The 16,403-nt window shown below is 70.9% G+C and carries 13 protein-coding genes; 1 reads left to right on the top strand and 12 read right to left on the bottom strand.

The window, feature by feature from the left end:
• The first annotated feature begins 399 nt into the window (after nucleotides 1–399).
• Nucleotides 400–3,561 carry an isoleucine--tRNA ligase gene (gene ileS, locus ACIP93_RS11440; protein ID WP_401757574.1) on the top strand — a complete coding sequence of 1,054 codons (3,162 nt, stop codon included), beginning with the start codon at nucleotides 400–402 and terminating at the stop codon, nucleotides 3,559–3,561.
• A gap of 231 nt (nucleotides 3,562–3,792) precedes the next feature.
• Here the strand turns inward: ileS and ACIP93_RS11435 are convergent, their stop codons facing one another.
• From ACIP93_RS11435 to murF, 12 genes are all read right to left on the bottom strand, one after another.
• Complete coding sequence (locus ACIP93_RS11435) at nucleotides 3,793–5,001, bottom strand: DivIVA domain-containing protein (RefSeq protein WP_345223795.1); 1,209 nt, start codon at nucleotides 4,999–5,001, stop codon at nucleotides 3,793–3,795.
• 49 nt (nucleotides 5,002–5,050) lie between these two features.
• On the bottom strand, nucleotides 5,051–5,347 hold the full coding sequence (locus ACIP93_RS11430) for a YggT family protein (protein WP_345223792.1): 297 nt from the start codon (nucleotides 5,345–5,347) through the stop codon (nucleotides 5,051–5,053).
• A gap of 83 nt (nucleotides 5,348–5,430) precedes the next feature.
• The gene (locus ACIP93_RS11425) at nucleotides 5,431–6,042 is read right to left on the bottom strand and encodes a cell division protein SepF (RefSeq protein ID WP_345223790.1); all 612 of its coding nucleotides are present in this window, start codon (nucleotides 6,040–6,042) and stop codon (nucleotides 5,431–5,433) included.
• 121 nt (nucleotides 6,043–6,163) lie between these two features.
• Nucleotides 6,164–6,910 carry a YggS family pyridoxal phosphate-dependent enzyme gene (locus ACIP93_RS11420; protein WP_401757572.1) on the bottom strand — a complete coding sequence of 249 codons (747 nt, stop codon included), beginning with the start codon at nucleotides 6,908–6,910 and terminating at the stop codon, nucleotides 6,164–6,166.
• The gene (gene pgeF / locus ACIP93_RS11415) at nucleotides 6,910–7,650 is read right to left on the bottom strand and encodes a peptidoglycan editing factor PgeF (RefSeq protein WP_401757570.1); all 741 of its coding nucleotides are present in this window, start codon (nucleotides 7,648–7,650) and stop codon (nucleotides 6,910–6,912) included. Before pgeF ends, ACIP93_RS11420 begins: the two co-directional genes overlap by 1 nt.
• Before the next feature lie 14 nt (nucleotides 7,651–7,664).
• Nucleotides 7,665–8,879 carry a cell division protein FtsZ gene (gene ftsZ, locus ACIP93_RS11410; RefSeq protein WP_401757568.1) on the bottom strand — a complete coding sequence of 405 codons (1,215 nt, stop codon included), beginning with the start codon at nucleotides 8,877–8,879 and terminating at the stop codon, nucleotides 7,665–7,667.
• 276 nt (nucleotides 8,880–9,155) lie between these two features.
• Nucleotides 9,156–9,989 carry a cell division protein FtsQ/DivIB gene (locus ACIP93_RS11405; protein WP_401757566.1) on the bottom strand — a complete coding sequence of 278 codons (834 nt, stop codon included), beginning with the start codon at nucleotides 9,987–9,989 and terminating at the stop codon, nucleotides 9,156–9,158.
• 31 nt (nucleotides 9,990–10,020) lie between these two features.
• Nucleotides 10,021–11,115 carry an undecaprenyldiphospho-muramoylpentapeptide beta-N-acetylglucosaminyltransferase gene (gene murG, locus ACIP93_RS11400; protein ID WP_345223779.1) on the bottom strand — a complete coding sequence of 365 codons (1,095 nt, stop codon included), beginning with the start codon at nucleotides 11,113–11,115 and terminating at the stop codon, nucleotides 10,021–10,023.
• Between the two features lie 6 nt (nucleotides 11,116–11,121).
• Nucleotides 11,122–12,438, bottom strand: coding sequence for a putative lipid II flippase FtsW (gene ftsW / locus ACIP93_RS11395; RefSeq protein WP_345223777.1), 1,317 nt, complete (start codon nucleotides 12,436–12,438; stop codon nucleotides 11,122–11,124).
• 65 nt (nucleotides 12,439–12,503) lie between these two features.
• Nucleotides 12,504–13,931, bottom strand: a complete 1,428-nt coding sequence (gene murD, locus ACIP93_RS11390) for a UDP-N-acetylmuramoyl-L-alanine--D-glutamate ligase (RefSeq protein WP_401757564.1) — start codon at nucleotides 13,929–13,931, stop codon at nucleotides 12,504–12,506.
• A complete protein-coding gene (gene mraY, locus ACIP93_RS11385) occupies nucleotides 13,913–14,983 on the bottom strand; it encodes a phospho-N-acetylmuramoyl-pentapeptide-transferase (protein ID WP_401757562.1) in 1,071 nt (356 codons plus the stop codon). The genes murD and mraY overlap by 19 nt, the downstream gene beginning before the upstream one ends.
• Complete coding sequence (gene murF / locus ACIP93_RS11380) at nucleotides 14,980–16,401, bottom strand: UDP-N-acetylmuramoyl-tripeptide--D-alanyl-D-alanine ligase (protein ID WP_345223768.1); 1,422 nt, start codon at nucleotides 16,399–16,401, stop codon at nucleotides 14,980–14,982. The genes mraY and murF overlap by 4 nt, the downstream gene beginning before the upstream one ends.
• Between the last annotated feature and the right edge of the window lie 2 nt (nucleotides 16,402–16,403).

Raw genomic sequence — 16,403 nt, 5'->3', positions numbered from 1 at the left:
CCGAGCCCGTTCGCCCCTGTATGCCCATTCGGGTCACCCCGGCCCCCGGCGCGGACCCCGTCCGCCTGCCCGTAGGAAACCGGTGAGCCGCCCCGCACCCCGCCCCGTACACTGGCCCCAGCGAAAGGCATGGATGGGGCCGAGTAGCGCCGCACGCAGCGATGAGCGACCCGGGGACGGTGAGAGCCCGGGGGCGAGCACGGCGTGAAGCATCACCCCGGAGCCGCCGGAAGAAATCCCGCGCACGAACGGCGGGCGAGTAGACCCGGCATCGCGCCCCTAATGAGGGGGCCGCGGACGCACGCCGTCCGGGGCCAAGGAGGGTGGTACCGCGGGAGCAGCACGATCGCTCTCGTCCCTCCGACGGAAGCCACCAGTCCGCCGGAGGAAGAGCGCCCGATGACACCGCCGCAGTACAACCCGGTCCCCGCGCAGGTCGACCTGCCCGCCCTCGAGCACGCCGTGCTGGAGTTCTGGGAGCAGGCCAAGGTCTTCACCAAGTCCCTCGAAGCGTCCGACGGCCGCCCCGAGTGGGTCTTCTACGAGGGCCCGCCGACCGCCAACGGCATGCCCGGCGCCCACCACATCGAGGCCCGCGTCTTCAAGGACGTCTTCCCCCGCTTCCGCACCATGCAGGGCTACCACGTCGGCCGCAAGGCCGGCTGGGACTGCCACGGCCTCCCGGTCGAGCTGGCGGTCGAGAAGGAACTCGGCTTCAGCGGCAAGCAGGACATCGAGAACTACGGCATCGCCGCGTTCAACGACAAGTGCCGCGAGTCCGTCACCCGCCACACCGACGCCTTCGCCGAGCTGACCCGGCGCATGGGCTACTGGGTGGACCTGGACGACGCGTACCGCACGATGGACCCCGAGTACGTCGAGTCCGTCTGGTGGTCCCTGAAGGAGATCTTCAACAAGGGCCTCCTCACCCAGGACTACCGGGTCGCCCCCTGGTGCCCCCGCTGCGGCACCGGCCTCTCCGACCACGAGCTGGCGCAGGGGTACGAGACGGTCGTCGACCCCTCGGTCTTCGTCCGCTTCCCCCTGACCGGCGGCCCCCTCGCGGGCGAGGCCGCGCTGCTGGTCTGGACGACCACCCCCTGGACGCTGGTCTCCAACACGGCCGTCGCCGCGCACCCGAGCGTCCGTTACGTCGTCGCCACCGACGGCGAGGAGAAGCTCGTCGTCGCCGAGCCGCTGCTCGAGAAGGCCCTCGGCGAGGGCTGGACGACGACCGGCGAGTCCTTCACCGGCGCCGAGATGGAGCGCTGGACCTACCAGCGCCCCTTCGACCTGGTCGAGTTCCCCTCCGAGGCCCACTACATCGTCAACGCCGACTACGTCACCACCGAGGACGGCACCGGCCTCGTCCACCAGTCCCCCGCCTTCGGCGCCGACGACCTCCTGGTCTGCAAGGCGTACGGACTGCCGGTCGTGAACCCGGTCCGCCCCGACGGCACCTTCGAGGAGGACGTCCCGTTCGTCGGCGGCGTCTTCTTCAAGAAGGCCGACGAGAAGCTCACCGAGGACCTGGCCGCCCGCGGCCTGCTCTTCCGCCACGTGCCGTACGAGCACAGCTACCCGCACTGCTGGCGCTGCCACACGGCTCTCCTCTACTACGCGCAGCCGTCCTGGTACGTCCGCACCACCGCCGTCAAGGACCGTCTCCTCGAAGAGAACGAGAAGACCAACTGGTACCCGGACACCGTCAAGCACGGCCGCTTCGGCGACTGGCTGAACAACAACATCGACTGGGCCCTGTCCCGCAACCGCTACTGGGGCACCCCGCTGCCCATCTGGCGCTGCGAGGACGACCACCTCACCTGCGTCGGCTCCCGCGCCGAACTCTCCGAGCTGTCCGGCCGGGACCAGTCCGCCCTGGACCCGCACCGCCCGTACATCGACGACGTCACCTTCCCCTGCACGCACGAGGGTTGCGCCCTGACGGCCACCCGCGTGCCCGAGGTCATCGACGCCTGGTACGACTCGGGCTCCATGCCGTTCGCGCAGTGGGGCTACCCGTACAAGAACAAGGAGATCTTCGAGAAGCGCTACCCGGCGCAGTTCATCTCCGAGGCCATCGACCAGACGCGCGGCTGGTTCTACACGCTGATGGCGATCGGCACGCTGGTCTTCGACAAGTCGAGTTATGAGAACGTCGTCTGCCTCGGCCACATCCTCGCCGAAGACGGCCGCAAGATGTCCAAGCACCTGGGCAACATCCTCCAGCCCATCCCGCTGATGGACCAGCACGGCGCGGACGCCGTGCGGTGGTTCATGGCGGCCGGCGGCTCCCCGTGGGCGGCCCGCCGGGTCGGCCACGGCACCATCCAGGAAGTCGTCCGCAAGACGCTCCTGACGTACTGGAACACGGTCGCCTTCCAGGCCCTGTACGCCCGTACGTCCGCCTGGGCGCCCAGCGCCGCCGACCCGGCCCCCGCCGAGCGCACGGTCCTCGACCGCTGGCTCCTGTCCGAGCTGAACGCGCTGGTCGACCAGGTCACGCAGGCCATGGAGTCGTACGACACCCAGCGCGCGGGCAAGCTCCTGTCGGCCTTCGTGGACGACCTGTCCAACTGGTACGTCCGCCGCTCGCGGCGCCGCTTCTGGCAGGGCGACAAGGCCGCGCTGCGCACGCTGCACGAGGTCGTGGAGACCGTCACGCGGCTCATGGCCCCGCTGACCCCCTTCATCACCGAGCGGGTCTGGCAGGACATGGTCGTGCCGGTGACCCCGGACGCCCCGGAGTCCGTCCACCTCTCCTCCTGGCCGAAGGCCGACCTCGCCGCCATCGACCCGACGCTCTCCACGCAGATGGCGCTGGTACGCCGGCTGGTCGAGCTGGGCCGGGCCACGCGCGCCGAGTCGGGCGTCAAGACCCGCCAGCCGCTGTCCCGCGCCCTGGTGGCGGCTTCCGGTTTCTCGGGGCTCTCCCCCGAACTCCAGGCGCAGATCACCGAGGAGCTGAACGTCAGCTCCCTCGCCTCCCTCTCCGCCGACCCCACAGATGAGCGGGGCGGCGGTTCGCTGGTCGACACCACCGCCAAGGCCAACTTCCGGGCCCTGGGCAAGCGGTTCGGCAAGGGCGTGCAGGACGTGGCCAAGGCGGTCGCCGCCGCCGACGCCGCCGCGCTCTCCCTCGCCCTGCGCGACGGCGAGGCCCCGCTGGAGGTGAACGGCGAGACGATTCTGCTCACCCCCGAAGAGGTCATCATCACCGAAACCCCCCGCGAGGGCTGGTCGGTGGCCTCCGACTCCGGTGCGACCGTCGCCCTGGACCTGGAGATCACTCCGGAGCTGCGGCGCGCGGGCCTCGCCCGTGACGCGATCCGGCTGATCCAGGAGGCCCGCAAGAACTCGGGGCTGGACGTGGCCGACCGCATCGCCGTCCGCTGGACGTCCACCTCGCCGGAGACGGCGGAGGCGCTGGCCCACCACGCCCCGCTCATCGCCGACGAGGTCCTCGCCACGGACTACGCGGAGGGCTCCCCCGACTCCTCCTACGGCTCCGCGTTCACGGACGAGCCGCTCGCCCTGACCTTCCACCTCCGCAAGGTCTGATCCGCACGGCGCCCCGAGGGGGGCGGGCCGGAAGCACACGCTCCCGGCCCGCCCCCCTTTCCCTTTGTCCCCAGCCCCCTTGCCCGCCCCGGCGCCGGCCGCGCCGTCCGGCGGGCCTGCCCCGCCTCCGTACCGCCCATGCCAAAGGGGCGGGCCCCAGGACCATCAAGGTCCCGGGGCCCGCCCCTCAGCCTGCCGACGGCTACGCGTTCATCACGCGCAACTCCGGCCTCAGTTGTCGTCCTCGTCGATCAGGAAGCCCCGCATCGGCGACGGCGCCTGCTGCATCGGCGGCTGGCCCTGCGGCCGCACCGGTGCCATCGGCTGCGTCATGGCCGGAGCCATCTGCTGCTGACCGCCGTAGGACGGAGCACCGTTCGACTGGCCGCCCATGGGGGACGGAGCGCCCATCGACGGGTTGCCGCCCATGGAGTGGCCCATGGAGGACGCCCCGGCCGGAGCCATCGAGCTGCTCATCTGCGGAGCCGGCGGCAGCGAGGCCGTCGCCGGGGTCCGCGGCGGAGCGAGCGAGTCGTCGGCCTGGGTCTCCAGCTGACGGAGCTGGGACTCCAGGTAGGACTTCAGACGCGTGCGGTACTCGCGCTCGAAGCCGCGCAGGTCCTCGACCTTGCGCTCCAGCGTGGCGCGGGCGGACTCCAGCGAGCCCATCGCGACGCGGTGCTTCTCCTGCGCGTCCCGCTCCAGCGCGTCGGCCTTGGCACGGGCGTCCCGCTCCAGGCCCTCGGCGCGCGAACGGGCCTCGCCGACGATCTTGTTGGCCTCGGAACGGGCCTCCGCGATCGCCTGGTCGGCGGTCTGCTGCGCGAGCGAGAGCACCCGGGCGGCGCTGTCGCCACCGGGCTGCGGCATCGGCGGCTGCTGCTGCATCGGGGGCTGGCCCATGGGGCCGCCCATCGGGCCCTGGCCCATGCCCTGCGGCTGGCCCATGGGGCCGCCCTGCTGCTGCATGGGGTTCTGGCCCATCGGGCCGGGACCGTGCTGGCCCTGCATCGGACCGGGACCCTGGCCCATCGGGCCGGGGCCGTGCTGGCCCTGCATCGGACCGGGGCCCTGCTGCTGCCCGCCGGGGCCCGCGGGGAGCTGGAGCTGGCCGCCCTGCTGCTGCATCTGCTGCTGCTGCGGGGGTTGCTGCTGCTGCTGAGGCGGTCCGGATATGGCCGCGGGGACGGGTGCGCCCGGGCCACCGGGGCGGTTGTCCTGCGGTTCCGGCTTGCGCATGCCCTGCTGCTGCTGGTTCTGCGCTGCCGCACGGGTCGCCGCGGCCAGCTTGGCGCGCAGGTCCTCGTTTTCACGGAGCAGGCGGGTCAGTTCGGACTCGACCTCGTCGAGGAAGGCGTCAACCTCGTCCTCGTCATAGCCTTCTCGGAGGCGGACGGTCGTGAACTGCTTGTTCCGCACGTCCTCGGGGGTCAGCGGCATCTCTTCTTCACCTCTACGTAGTCGTCGGCAGTCGGCAGGACCGTATCGCTCACACCCTGCTCGCAAAGCTGTTAACAATGCTGATCAGGATGTAGACGATGATCATCAGAACGAAGAAGGACAGGTCGAGTGCCACGCCCCCGAGACGCAGCGGCGGAATGAACCGCCGCAGAAGCTTGAGCGGTGGATCGGTGACAGTGTAGGTGGCCTCCAGAACGACCACCATCGCCTTGCCGGGTTGCCACGAACGGGCAAACTGGAAGACGTAGTCCATGACGAGCCGGAAGATCAGCACGACGAGGAAACACATCAACGCGATGTAGATCACGTCCAGTGCGATGCCCATTCCCGTGCTTCCCTCTCCCCTGGCTCACGCCTCGGTCCGGCCCCGGTGGCCGGTTGTTCCCGGTGGTCCTGCTCTCGGCTCTGTCAGCTCTGGTTGAAGAAACCGCCCTCTGCGATACGGGCCTTGTCCTCCGCCGTGACATCGACGTTAGCAGGCGACAACAGGAAGACCTTCTGCGTCACTCGCTCAATGCTGCCATGCAGACCGAAGACAAGACCTGCGGCAAAGTCGACAAGTCGCTTTGCGTCGGTGTCGTCCATCTCCGTGAGATTCATGATCACCGGAGTGCCCTCGCGGAAGTGTTCCCCGATGGTACGGGCCTCGTTGTAGGTCCGGGGGTGCAACGTGGTGATGCGGTACGGCTCCCGCTCGGACACGACCTTGGGCATGATCACCGGTGCGTTCTTCTCCAGGCTCGGACGTTCAGGTGTGATGGACGCCACGGGGGCGATTCGTGCAGGTCGTGTGCTTTCCGCCGGAAGCTGAACGGGCTCGCGGGGGGCCGGCGGCTGTACCGCTCGCACCGGTTCCTCCCGTTCCCGTTCCACCTGGTGCGGGGGCTGGTGGCGACGGTGGTCGCGCTCCGGCTCCGGCTCGGGTTCGAAGTCGTCGTCGGGGTCGAAGCCCCGGCCGTCGTATCCATCGTCCTCCACGAGGCCGAGGTAGACCGCCATCTTGCGCATCGCGCCGGCCATTTCCTGAGTCCTCCGCTCTGTGGTGGATCGGCCTCGTCACCAAGTGCCGGCGATCCACTGGGCCTGCCCCGGATAGTGGGGATGACCATATTTTCTGCTGTGGTCCGACTGCTTCGCGACGTTACCCGAGGCGAGGGCGCGCACCGAGTACCGCAGTGCCGACGCGCACATGTGTCGCCCCGGCGGCCACCGCCTCGTCGAGGTCCGCGCTCATGCCCGCGGACACCATGGTGGCAGCCGGATGTGCCGTGCGCAGGCGGGTCGAGATTTCCACCAGCCGGTCGAAAGCCGCCCGTTGGCGGCCCGCGTACGCACCGGCGAGGGGAGCGACCGTCATCAGGCCGTCGAGCCGGAGTCCGGGCGCGGCCGCCACCGCGGCCGCCAGCTCCTCGACGCCGTCCGGTGAGACGCCGCCCCGCTCCCCCCTCGCGCCCACTTCCGCGTCCAGCGCCACCTGGAGCAGACAGCCGACCTCGCGCCCGGCCCGTACCGCCGCGGACGACAGCGAGCCGACCAGCTTCAGCCGGTCCACGGACTGCACCACGTCCGCGTAACCGACCACCGAGCGCACCTTGTTGGTCTGCAACTGCCCGACGAAGTGCCAGGTCAGCGGCAGGTCAGCGGATGCCGCGGCCTTGGGGGCGGCGTCCTGGTCGCGGTTCTCGGCGACATGGCGCACCCCCAGCCCGGCCAGCAGCCGCACGTCGCTCGCCGGGTAGGTCTTGGTGACCACGATCAGGGTCACTTCTTCACGGGCGCGCCCGACAGACGCACAAGCGGAGGAGATACGTTCCTCCACTCGTGCCAGGTTCGCGGCGAGTTCGTCCTTGCGCGCCGCGAGCGCGGCGGTGTCTTCCGTACGGTCCATCAGTCCTGCCCGTCCAACCAGACATATCCGGCGAGCCGCCCCGTGGTGCGGTCCCTGCGGTAAGAGAAGTGATCGGCCGACTCCCGCGTGCACACCGGCGACCGCGACCGCTCGCGCACCCCGAGCGCCGCCAGTTGGGCGTGCACTCCGGCGCCGACGTCGACCGCCGGGGTGCCCCAGCCGGTCTCGGCCCAGCAGGCCGGTTCGGTCGCGGCGGCCTCCGCCCGCATCCGCTCGGGCACTTCGTAGCAGGTGCCGCACACGGCCGGCCCGGTCCACGCGTGCATCCGGGAGGGCTCGGCACCCAGCGCGACCATCGCCTCCACCGCCGCGGGAACCACCCCCGCCAGCATTCCGGGGCGTCCGGCGTGCGCCGCCCCGGCCACCCCGGCGACGGGGTCGGCCAGCAGGACGGGGACGCAGTCCGCGGTGAGCACCGCGAGGGCGAGGCCCCGACGGGCGGTCACCAGGGCGTCCACCGAGGGGATGTCCGCGTCCGGGGCCCAGGGCCCCTCGACCACGGCGACGTCCCGCCCGTGCACCTGGTTCATCCAGACCACCCGCGCCGGGTCGAGCCCCAGGGACCCGGCCGCCAGCGTGCGGTTGGCCCGTACGGCCTCGGGGTCGTCGCCGACCGCCCCGCCCAGGTTGAGCTGCTCGTACGGAACGGCGCTCACCCCGCCCCACCGGTCGGTGAAGGCGAAGTGCGCGCCGTTCTCGTCGTCGTACCGCTGTATCACCTAGACGGTCCGGATCACTTCAGGAAGTCCGGTACGTCCAGCTCCTCGGCCGAGGCGTCCGCGTAGGACGGGCGGGCCGGCGGGACGTGGGGGGGACTCGTCTGCACGGGGACCTCGCTGACCGGCGCGGGCACCTCGACCGGGGCCGGGGCCTCCTCGCGCACCGGCACGGAGCCGATGCCGGTCGGCCGGGTCGGCTCCGGCGCGGGACGCGTCGGCGGCGCGCTCTCCTCGCGCTTCTGCGCCCCGGCGCCCAGGACGTTCTCGCGCCGGGCCGGCGGCTGGCCGCCGTCGAATCCGGCGGCGATGACGGTGACCCGCACCTCGTCGCCCAGGGCGTCGTCGATGACGGCGCCGAAGATGATGTTCGCCTCGGGGTGGGCGGCCTCGCTGACCAGTTGCGCGGCCTCGTTGATCTCGAAGAGACCGAGGTCGGAGCCGCCGGAGATGGAGAGCAGCACACCACGGGCGCCGTCGATGGAGGCTTCCAGGAGCGGCGAGGAGATCGCCATCTCGGCCGCCGCCACCGCGCGGTCGTCGCCGCGCGCCGAGCCGATGCCCATGAGCGCCGAACCGGCCTCGGACATGACCGACTTGACGTCGGCGAAGTCGAGGTTGATCAGGCCCGGGGTGGTGATCAGGTCGGTGATGCCCTGGACACCCGAGAGCAGGACCTGGTCGGCCGACTTGAAGGCGTCCAGGACCGAGACCTGGCGGTCGGAGATCGACAGGAGCCGGTCGTTGGGGATGACGATGAGGGTGTCGACCTCTTCGCGGAGCTGGGCGATGCCGTCCTCCGCCTGGTTCGCCCGACGGCGACCCTCGAAGGTGAACGGGCGGGTGACCACGCCGATCGTCAGGGCGCCCAGCGAGCGGGCGATGTTGGCGACGACGGGTGCGCCACCGGTTCCGGTGCCGCCGCCTTCGCCTGCCGTCACGAAGACCATGTCGGCCCCCTTGAGGACCTCCTCGATCTCCTCGCGGTGGTCCTCGGCCGCCTTGCGGCCGACGTCGGGGTTGGCGCCTGCGCCAAGTCCTCGGGTGAGTTCACGGCCGACGTCCAGCTTGACGTCGGCGTCGCTCATCAACAGCGCTTGCGCGTCGGTGTTGATGGCGATGAACTCGACGCCCTTCAGACCGACCTCGATCATCCGGTTGATGGCATTGACACCACCGCCGCCGACACCGATGACCTTGATGACTGCGAGGTAGTTCTGCGGTGCTGCCACGTCGAAGGCCTCTCGCCTCGATTTACGTGCCGCCACGGAGTTTGCCGCGCCGCGACGACTGATGCCGAATTTGGGGCGGTTCGAATGCCGACCCGAACCCTAACGCTGAAGTTTAGGGTTACCAGTGTGCCTGTCCCTTGGACTCTTCCGGACAGGACACTAAGTCGACAAGTGGTGCGCGTTCAACGAACACGCCGAACCTCCCGTTTTTCTTTTCACCCTATGTGATCACCCGGATCGCTGACCAACCAGGGGGCTGACCGGCCCGAAGAGCCGTCAACTTCCCGATGCGGCAGGCGCGGTGGGGGCGCTCACATCGAAGTGCTTCGCGTCGGGGGACGCCTTCATCAGGGCGAGAAGGGCCCGGGACTTGACCTCGCCACTCTCACCACTGCCCCAGAAAACGCTGCGGTCACGCCCCAGTTCCAGTGTGATCGAGTCGTACGACGTCACCTTCACCACCGTCAGGTTACGGGCCACGACGGGCGGCAGCCCCCCGGCGACCCGCACCGCCTCGGCCAGCAGCCTCTGTTGGCCGAACCGGCGCAGGCTCGGGGAGCGGCCGGCCGCCATCTCCAGGCGCGGTACCCCGGCTGTCGGCTTTGTCACCGTGGCGAACCGCACACCGTTCCTGTCCACTTCGGTGAAGGTGCGCGCGGCGGCAGGGCCTTCCGCCAGAAGCAGAACCGGTTTGCGCTCCGTCACTTTCAGCCCGATTCCGTGCGGCCACGACCGGACCACGTCGATCGTGTCGATTCGGGGCAGTTTCCTGCGCAGCCGGTCCTCCGTGGCACCGGTGTCCACGGAGATCATCGGGATGCCGGTGGGCACGGCCGCCGCGTCCAGCACCTGCTGGGGGCTGAGCACCCGGGTCCCGGTGGCCCGGACCTGTTCGACGCGCAGCCAGGTGGAGCCGTACAGCGCCCAGACGATGCCGCCGGAGAGCAGGACGGCGGCGGCGAGGAGGAGGACGACCGGCCGGCTCACCGGAATCCGCAGCCGCCGCAGCAGCTTCAGCCGCCCGCCCGGGCGTCCCTCGCGGGGCGCCCGGGGCGTGACCGGATCCGTCTGCGCTCTGCCGCCGCGTTCGCGGGTGCTGGGTCCGGCCACGTGCCCGTCGTCCTCCTCGTCCGGGGGCCGGTCAGCCGGCCCTGCGTGCGGCGATCGCCTGGTAGACCATGCCGACGAGCAGCTCGTCGGCGTCCCGGCGGCCGAACTCGGCGGCCGCGCGGGACATCTCGTACAGCCGGTGCGGATCGGCGAGCACCGGCAGAACGTTGCCCTGCACCCACTCGGGGGTGAGCGCCGCGTCGTCGACCAGCAGGCCGCCGCCCGCGTTGACCACCGGCTGGGCGTTGAGCCGCTGTTCGCCGTTGCCGATGGGCAGCGGGACGTAGGCGGCCGGAAGCCCGACGGCGGAGAGTTCGGCCACCGTCATGGCGCCGGCGCGGCAGAGCATCATGTCGGCCGCGGCGTACGCCAGGTCCATCCGGTCCACGTACGGTACCGGGATGTAGGGCGGCATTCCGGGCATGTTGTCCACGCGCGGCAGTTCGTTCTTCGGGCCGACCGCGTGCAGGATCTGGATTCCGGCCCGCTGGAGGTACGGAGCGGCCTGCTGGACCACCTCGTTGAGCCGGCGGGCGCCCTGCGAGCCGCCGGAGACCAGCAGCGTCGGCAGGTTCGGGTCGAGCCCGAACGCGGCCCGCGCCTCGGGGCGCACGGCCCCGCGGTCGAGGGTCGCGATGGTGCGGCGCAGCGGGATGCCGATGTAGCGGGCGCCGCGCAGCTTGCTGTCGGGCGTGGAGACCGCGACGGCGGCCGCGTACCGGGAGCCGATCTTGTTGGCCAGGCCCGGCCGGGCGTTGGCCTCGTGCACGATGATCGGCACCCCGAGGCGCTTGGCCGCGAGGTAGCCGGGCAGCGCCACGTAACCGCCGAAGCCGACCACGCAGTCGGCCTTGGTGCGCTCCAGGATCTGCTCGGCGGCCTTGATGGTGCCGCGCAGCCGTCCGGGGACGGTGATCAGCTCGGGGGTGGGCTTGCGGGGCAGCGGAACCGCGGGGATCAGCCCGAGTTCGTAACCGCGTTCCGGAACGAGTCTGGTCTCCAGGCCGCGTTCCGTGCCGAGGGCCGTGATCCCCACGGTGGGGTCCTGCCTGCGCAGGGCGTCCGCGAGGGCGAGCGCGGGCTCGATGTGGCCGGCGGTCCCCCCACCGGCGAGTACGACATGCACCGAAATTCACCGCTCTCCGGACGGACGCCTGGTGACGCGCCGTCTCATCGTTTTCCATCTCGTCCCGGGCCGCCTCATGGCCAGTGCGGCCCGTGCCGCCGGGTCCTGACGCGCGAAGGCGATCAGCAACCCTACGGCGAACATGGTCGGCAGCAGCGCCGAGCCCCCGTACGAGAACAGCGGGAGCGGGACACCGGCGATCGGCAACAGGCCGAGCACCGCACCGATGTTGATCGTGGCCTGCGCCATGATCCAGGTCGTCACGCCTCCCGCGGCGTACCTCACGAAGGGGTCCTCCGTGCGTCCGGCCACGCGGATACCCGCATAGCCTAGGGCCGCGAACAGGGCGAGTACCGACAGCGTGCCCGCCAGACCGAGTTCCTCACCTGTGATGGCGAAGATGAAGTCGTTGTGGGGTTCCGGGAGTTGACCCCATTTTTCCACGCTCGCACCGAGTCCCGATCCGAACCAGCCGCCGGACGCGAGCGCGTAGATTCCGTGCACCGCCTGCTGGCACTCCCCCTGCGGGCCCATCTCGGTGCTCAGTACGCAGTCCAGCCGGGCCATCCGGTTGGAGCTGGTCTTGACGAGGACGAAGCCGAGGAACCCGGCGAAGGCGAGCACGCCCGCGAACAGCCGGGTCGGGGCCCCGGCCAGCCAGAGCAGGCCGAAGAGGATCGCGGTGAGGATGATCGCGGTGCCCATGTCGCCGCCGAGCATGATCAGCCCGAGCAGCATGAAGGCGACCGGGACCAGCGGCACCAGCATGTGCTTCCACTGGGCGAGTAGGTGCTTGTCCTGCTTGCGGGCCAGCAGGTCCGCGCCCCACAGGATCAGCGCCAGCTTGCCGAACTCGCTGGGCTGGAGCTGGAAGGGGCCGCCGACGGAGATCCAGTTCTGGTTGCCGTTGACCGCGTGCCCTATCCCGGGGACCTGGACCAGGGCCATCAGGAAGACCGTGCCGGCGAGCAGCGGGTAGGAGAGCGCCCGGTGCAGCTTGACGGGCATCCGGGTGGCGACGAGGAGCAGGACGCCGCCGATGGCCGCCGCGAGGAGCTGCTTGCGGAAGAAGTACGAGCCGGGCAGGTCGAAGCGGAGGGCCTGGATCATCGACGCGGAGTAGACCATCACCAGGCCGAGGCCGGTGATCAGCAGGGCACTGCCGAGGATGACGTAATAGGCCGTCAGCGGCCGGTCCCAGGCCCGGCGGAGCTGCTCGTACAGCCTGCGGGGCCCGTCGAGGCCGCGCGGGCGCCCCGGGGCCGCCGCGCCGCGCGGGGCGGCGGAGCGGGCTCCGGGTGTTCTTCTGGCCGTGACCGGCATCTCGGTGGTCCCCTCCAACAACTCGTGCGCCGATGAAGCCGGGGGTGCGGTGGCCGCGGGCGGTGTCAGGCCCGGCCGTCGGCCAGTTCGCGCACGGCGGCGGCGAAGGCCTCGCCGCGCCGGGTGTAGTCGGCGAACATGTCCATCGACGCGCAGGCCGGGGCCATGAGCACCGTGTCCCCCGCCGAGGCGAGCGCAGCCGCCTCGCGGACCGCCGCCTCCATCGCCCCAGTGTCGGTGCGGTCGAGGTCGACCACCGGCACCTCGGGCGCGTGTCGCGCGAGGGCTTCGCGGATGAGAGCACGGTCGGCGCCGATCAGCACGACGCCACGCAGGTGCTGCGCGGACTTCTTCACCAGGTCGTCGAAGGTGGCGCCCTTGGCGAGGCCGCCCGCGATCCACACGACGGACTCGTAGGCCGCCAGCGAGGCCTCGGCGGCGTGCGTGTTGGTGGCCTTGGAGTCGTCGACGTACGTGACGCCCCCGACCTCCGCGACGTGCTCGATGCGGTGTGCGTCGGGGCGGAAGGCGCGCAGGCCGTCCCGTACCGCCGCGGGCTCCACGCCGTACGCACGGGCCAGCGCGGCGGCCGCGAGGGCGTTGGCGAGGTTGTGCGGGGCGGCGGGGGTCACGTCGGAGACCTCGGCCAGCTCCTGGGCGTTCTTCTGCCGGTTGGCCACGAAGGCGCGGTCGACCAGGATGCCGTCGACGATGCCGAGCTGGGAGGGCCCCGGGGTGCCGAGGGTGAAGCCGATGGCGCGGCAGCCCTCCTCGACGTCGGCCGCGCGGACCAGGTCCTCGGTGGCGGGGTCGGCGGCGTTGTAGACGCAGGCGACGGTGTTGCCCTCGTAGACGCGGCCCTTGTCGGCGGCGTAGGCGTCCATGGAGCCGTGCCAGTCGAGGTGGTCGGGGGCCAGGTTGAGGACGGCGGCGGAGTGGGCGCGCAGGGAGGGGGCCCAGTGGAGCTGGTACGAGGAGAGCTCGACGGCGAGGACGTCATAGGCGGCGCCCTGGAGGACCACGTCGACGATCGGGGTACCGATGTTGCCCACGGCGGCGGTGCGCCTGCCCGCCGCGGTCAGGATCGACGCGAGCATCCGGGTGGTGGTGGTCTTGCCGTTGGTGCCGGTGATCGCGAGCCAGGGGGGAGCGTCCGGGCCACGCAGCCGCCAGGCGATCTCGACGTCGCCGACGACGTCGACGCCCGCCTCGGCCGCCGCCTGGAACAGGGGGCTGGAGGGCTTCCAGCCGGGCGAGGTGACGACCAGTTCGGTGCGGTCCGGGAGGGTGTCCGCGTCCCCGAGCCGTACGGCGATGCCTTCGCTTTCGAGCTCCGCTGCGCGGGCCCGGTGCGTGGCGCTGTCGCCGCCGTCCACGACGGTGATGCGGGCGCCGAGGCCGGCCAGGGCGCGGGCGGCGCTGAGGCCGCTCACGCCGAGACCGGCCACGGTGATGTTCTTGTCCTGCCAGCTGGTCACTTTCCGGCTGCCCATCCTGCGTAGAAGAGACCGAGTCCGACGATCACGCACATGCCCTGGATGATCCAGAAGCGGACCACGACGAGGACTTCGGACCACCCCTTGAGTTCGAAGTGGTGCTGGAGCGGTGCCATCCGGAAGACCCGCTTGCCGGTCATCTTGAACGAGCCGACCTGGATGACCACCGACATGGTGATCAGTACGAAGAGGCCGCCGAGGATGGCGAGCAGCAGCTCGGTGCGCGAGCAGATGGCGAGGCCCGCGAGCGCGCCGCCGAGGGCCAGCGAGCCGGTGTCGCCCATGAAGATCTTGGCGGGCGAGGTGTTCCACCACAGGAAGCCGAAGCAGGAGCCCATCAGGGCGGAGGCGACGACCGCGAGGTCGAGCGGGTCGCGGACCTCGAAGCAGGCGTTGGGATTGGTGAGGCTGGTGGCGTTGGCGCAGGCCTCCTGGAACTGCCACAGGCCGATGAAGGTGTACGCGCCGAAGACCATCACGGAGGCGCCGGTGGCGAGTCCGTCGAGGCCGTCGGTGAGGTTCACGCCGTTCGACATCGCGAGGATCATGAACAGCGCCCACACCACGAACAGCACCGGGGTGATGGACCAGCCGAAGTCGGTGACGAACGACAGCTTGTCGGAGGCCGGGGTCTGGCCGCGGCTGTCGGAGAAGTTGAGCGAGAGCACCGCGAAGGCGATGCCGACGATCAACTGCCCGAGCATCTTCGCCTTGGCCCGCAGACCCAGCGAGCGCTGCTTGACGATCTTGATGTAGTCGTCGAGGAAGCCGACGAGGCCCATGCCCGCCATCAGGAACAGCACCAGCACACCGGAGACGGAGGGCGGGCTGCCGGTGAGCACCTTCGTCAGGGCGTACGCGACGAGCGTGGCCAGGATGAAGGCGATGCCGCCCATGGTCGGGGTGCCGCGCTTGCCGTGGTGGCCGCGGGGGCCGTCGTCACGGATGAACTGGCCGTAGCCCTTGCGGGCGAGCAGCTTGATCAGCAGCGGGGTGCCGATGAGCGTCAGGAAGAGGCCGATGGCCCCCGCGAAGAGGATCTGGCTCATGCGCCGGCGACCTCACCCTCGGTGGCGGGCGTCAGCAGTGCCTGGGCGACCGCTTCGAGGCCGACCGACCTGGATGCCTTCACCAGCACGACGTCCCCCGGGCGCAGTTCCTTGCGCAACAGGTCGATCGCCGCCTGCGTGTCGGACACGTGCACCGACTCCTCACCCCACGAACCCTCGTTATAGGCGCCCAGTTGCAGCCAGGACGCTTCCCGGCCCCCGACTGCCACCAGCCTGCTGACGTTGAGCCGGACGGCCAGCCGTCCGACCGCGTCGTGCTCGACGAGTGAGGTGTCACCGAGCTCGGCCATGTGTCCGAGCACCGCCCACGTGCGTCCCCCCCGTGCCTGTGAGGCCTTGCCCATGGACGCGAGCGCGCGCAGGGCGGCTCGCATGGATTCGGGGTTCGCGTTGTAGGCGTCGTTGACAACCGTCACGCCGTCGGGCCGCTCGGTGACCTCCATGCGCCAGCGGGAGAGGGTACCCGCCTCGGAGAGCGCCACGGCGATCTCGTCGACGGACAGACCCAGCTCATGGGCGACGGCGGCCGCGGCGAGCGCGTTCGACACGTGGTGCTCACCGTACAGCCGCATGGTCACGTCACTGCACCCGGAGGGTGTGTGGAGCGTGAAGACGGGCCGGCCGTCCTCGGTGAGGTGCACGTCGGTGGCGCGTACGTCGGCGTTCTCGGCCTCGCCGAAGTACAGGACGCGGGCCCTGGTGCGCGATGCCATCTCCCGTACGAACTGGTCGTCCGCGTTGAGCACGGCGACGCCGTCGGCCGGGAGGGACTCGACCATCTCGCCCTTGGCCAGCGCGATGTTCTCGCGGCTGCCGAACTCGCCGACGTGCGCGCTGCCGACGTTCAGGACGAGGCCGATGCGCGGCGGGACCAGTTCGGTGAGGTGGCGGATGTGGCCGATGCCCCGGGCGCCCATCTCCAGGACCAGGTGCCGGGTGTCCTCGACGGTGCGCAGCGCGGTGAGCGGCAGGCCGATCTCGTTGTTGAGGCTGCCCTCGGTGTAGACCGTGGGCGCCTTGCGCTCCAGGAGCTGGGCGATGAGGTCCTTGGTGGACGTCTTGCCCGCGGACCCGGTGAGCGCGACGACGTCGGCGCCCAGCCGGGAGACGACGCTGCGGGCGAGCGCGCTGAGCGCCTCGGTCACGTCCGGCACGACGATGGCGGGCACGCCGACGGGCCGGGTGGCCAGCACGGCCGCCGCGCCCGCCTCGTGCGCGCGCGCCGCGAAATCGTGGCCGTCGACGCGCGCGCCGGCGTACGCGGCGAACAGGCTGCCGGGGCCGACCTTGCGGGAGTCGATGACGACCGGGCCGGTGACCGTGACGCCGGTGTCCGGTATGTCGTGGGTCTGTCCGCCCACGAGCGCGGCGATCTCGGCGAGGGTAAGGGGGATCATTT

Origin of the sequence: Streptomyces sp. NPDC088745, from assembly GCF_044751045.1 — a bacterium.
Classification (GTDB): Bacteria; Actinomycetota; Actinomycetes; order Streptomycetales; family Streptomycetaceae; genus Streptomyces; species Streptomyces cremeus.
Note: the sequence above shows the minus strand (reverse complement) of the source record. Positions and strands in the feature narration are given on the sequence as shown.

What these genes read in the sequence shown, in the direction of transcription:
- ACIP93_RS11430 (WP_345223792.1), bottom strand. Translation starts at nt 5,347, where the DNA reads ATGGGCATCGCACTGGACGTGATCTACATCGCGTTGATGTGTTTCCTC.
- murF (WP_345223768.1), bottom strand. Translation starts at nt 16,401, where the DNA reads ATGATCCCCCTTACCCTCGCCGAGATCGCCGCGCTCGTGGGCGGACAG.
- ACIP93_RS11435 (WP_345223795.1), bottom strand. Translation starts at nt 5,001, where the DNA reads ATGCCGCTGACCCCCGAGGACGTGCGGAACAAGCAGTTCACGACCGTC.
- mraY (WP_401757562.1), bottom strand. Translation starts at nt 14,983, where the DNA reads ATGAGCCAGATCCTCTTCGCGGGGGCCATCGGCCTCTTCCTGACGCTC.
- ileS (WP_401757574.1), top strand. Translation starts at nt 400, where the DNA reads ATGACACCGCCGCAGTACAACCCGGTCCCCGCGCAGGTCGACCTGCCC.
- ACIP93_RS11420 (WP_401757572.1), bottom strand. Translation starts at nt 6,910, where the DNA reads ATGGACCGTACGGAAGACACCGCCGCGCTCGCGGCGCGCAAGGACGAA.
- ACIP93_RS11425 (WP_345223790.1), bottom strand. Translation starts at nt 6,042, where the DNA reads ATGGCCGGCGCGATGCGCAAGATGGCGGTCTACCTCGGCCTCGTGGAG.
- ftsW (WP_345223777.1), bottom strand. Translation starts at nt 12,438, where the DNA reads ATGCCGGTCACGGCCAGAAGAACACCCGGAGCCCGCTCCGCCGCCCCG.
- murD (WP_401757564.1), bottom strand. Translation starts at nt 13,931, where the DNA reads ATGGGCAGCCGGAAAGTGACCAGCTGGCAGGACAAGAACATCACCGTG.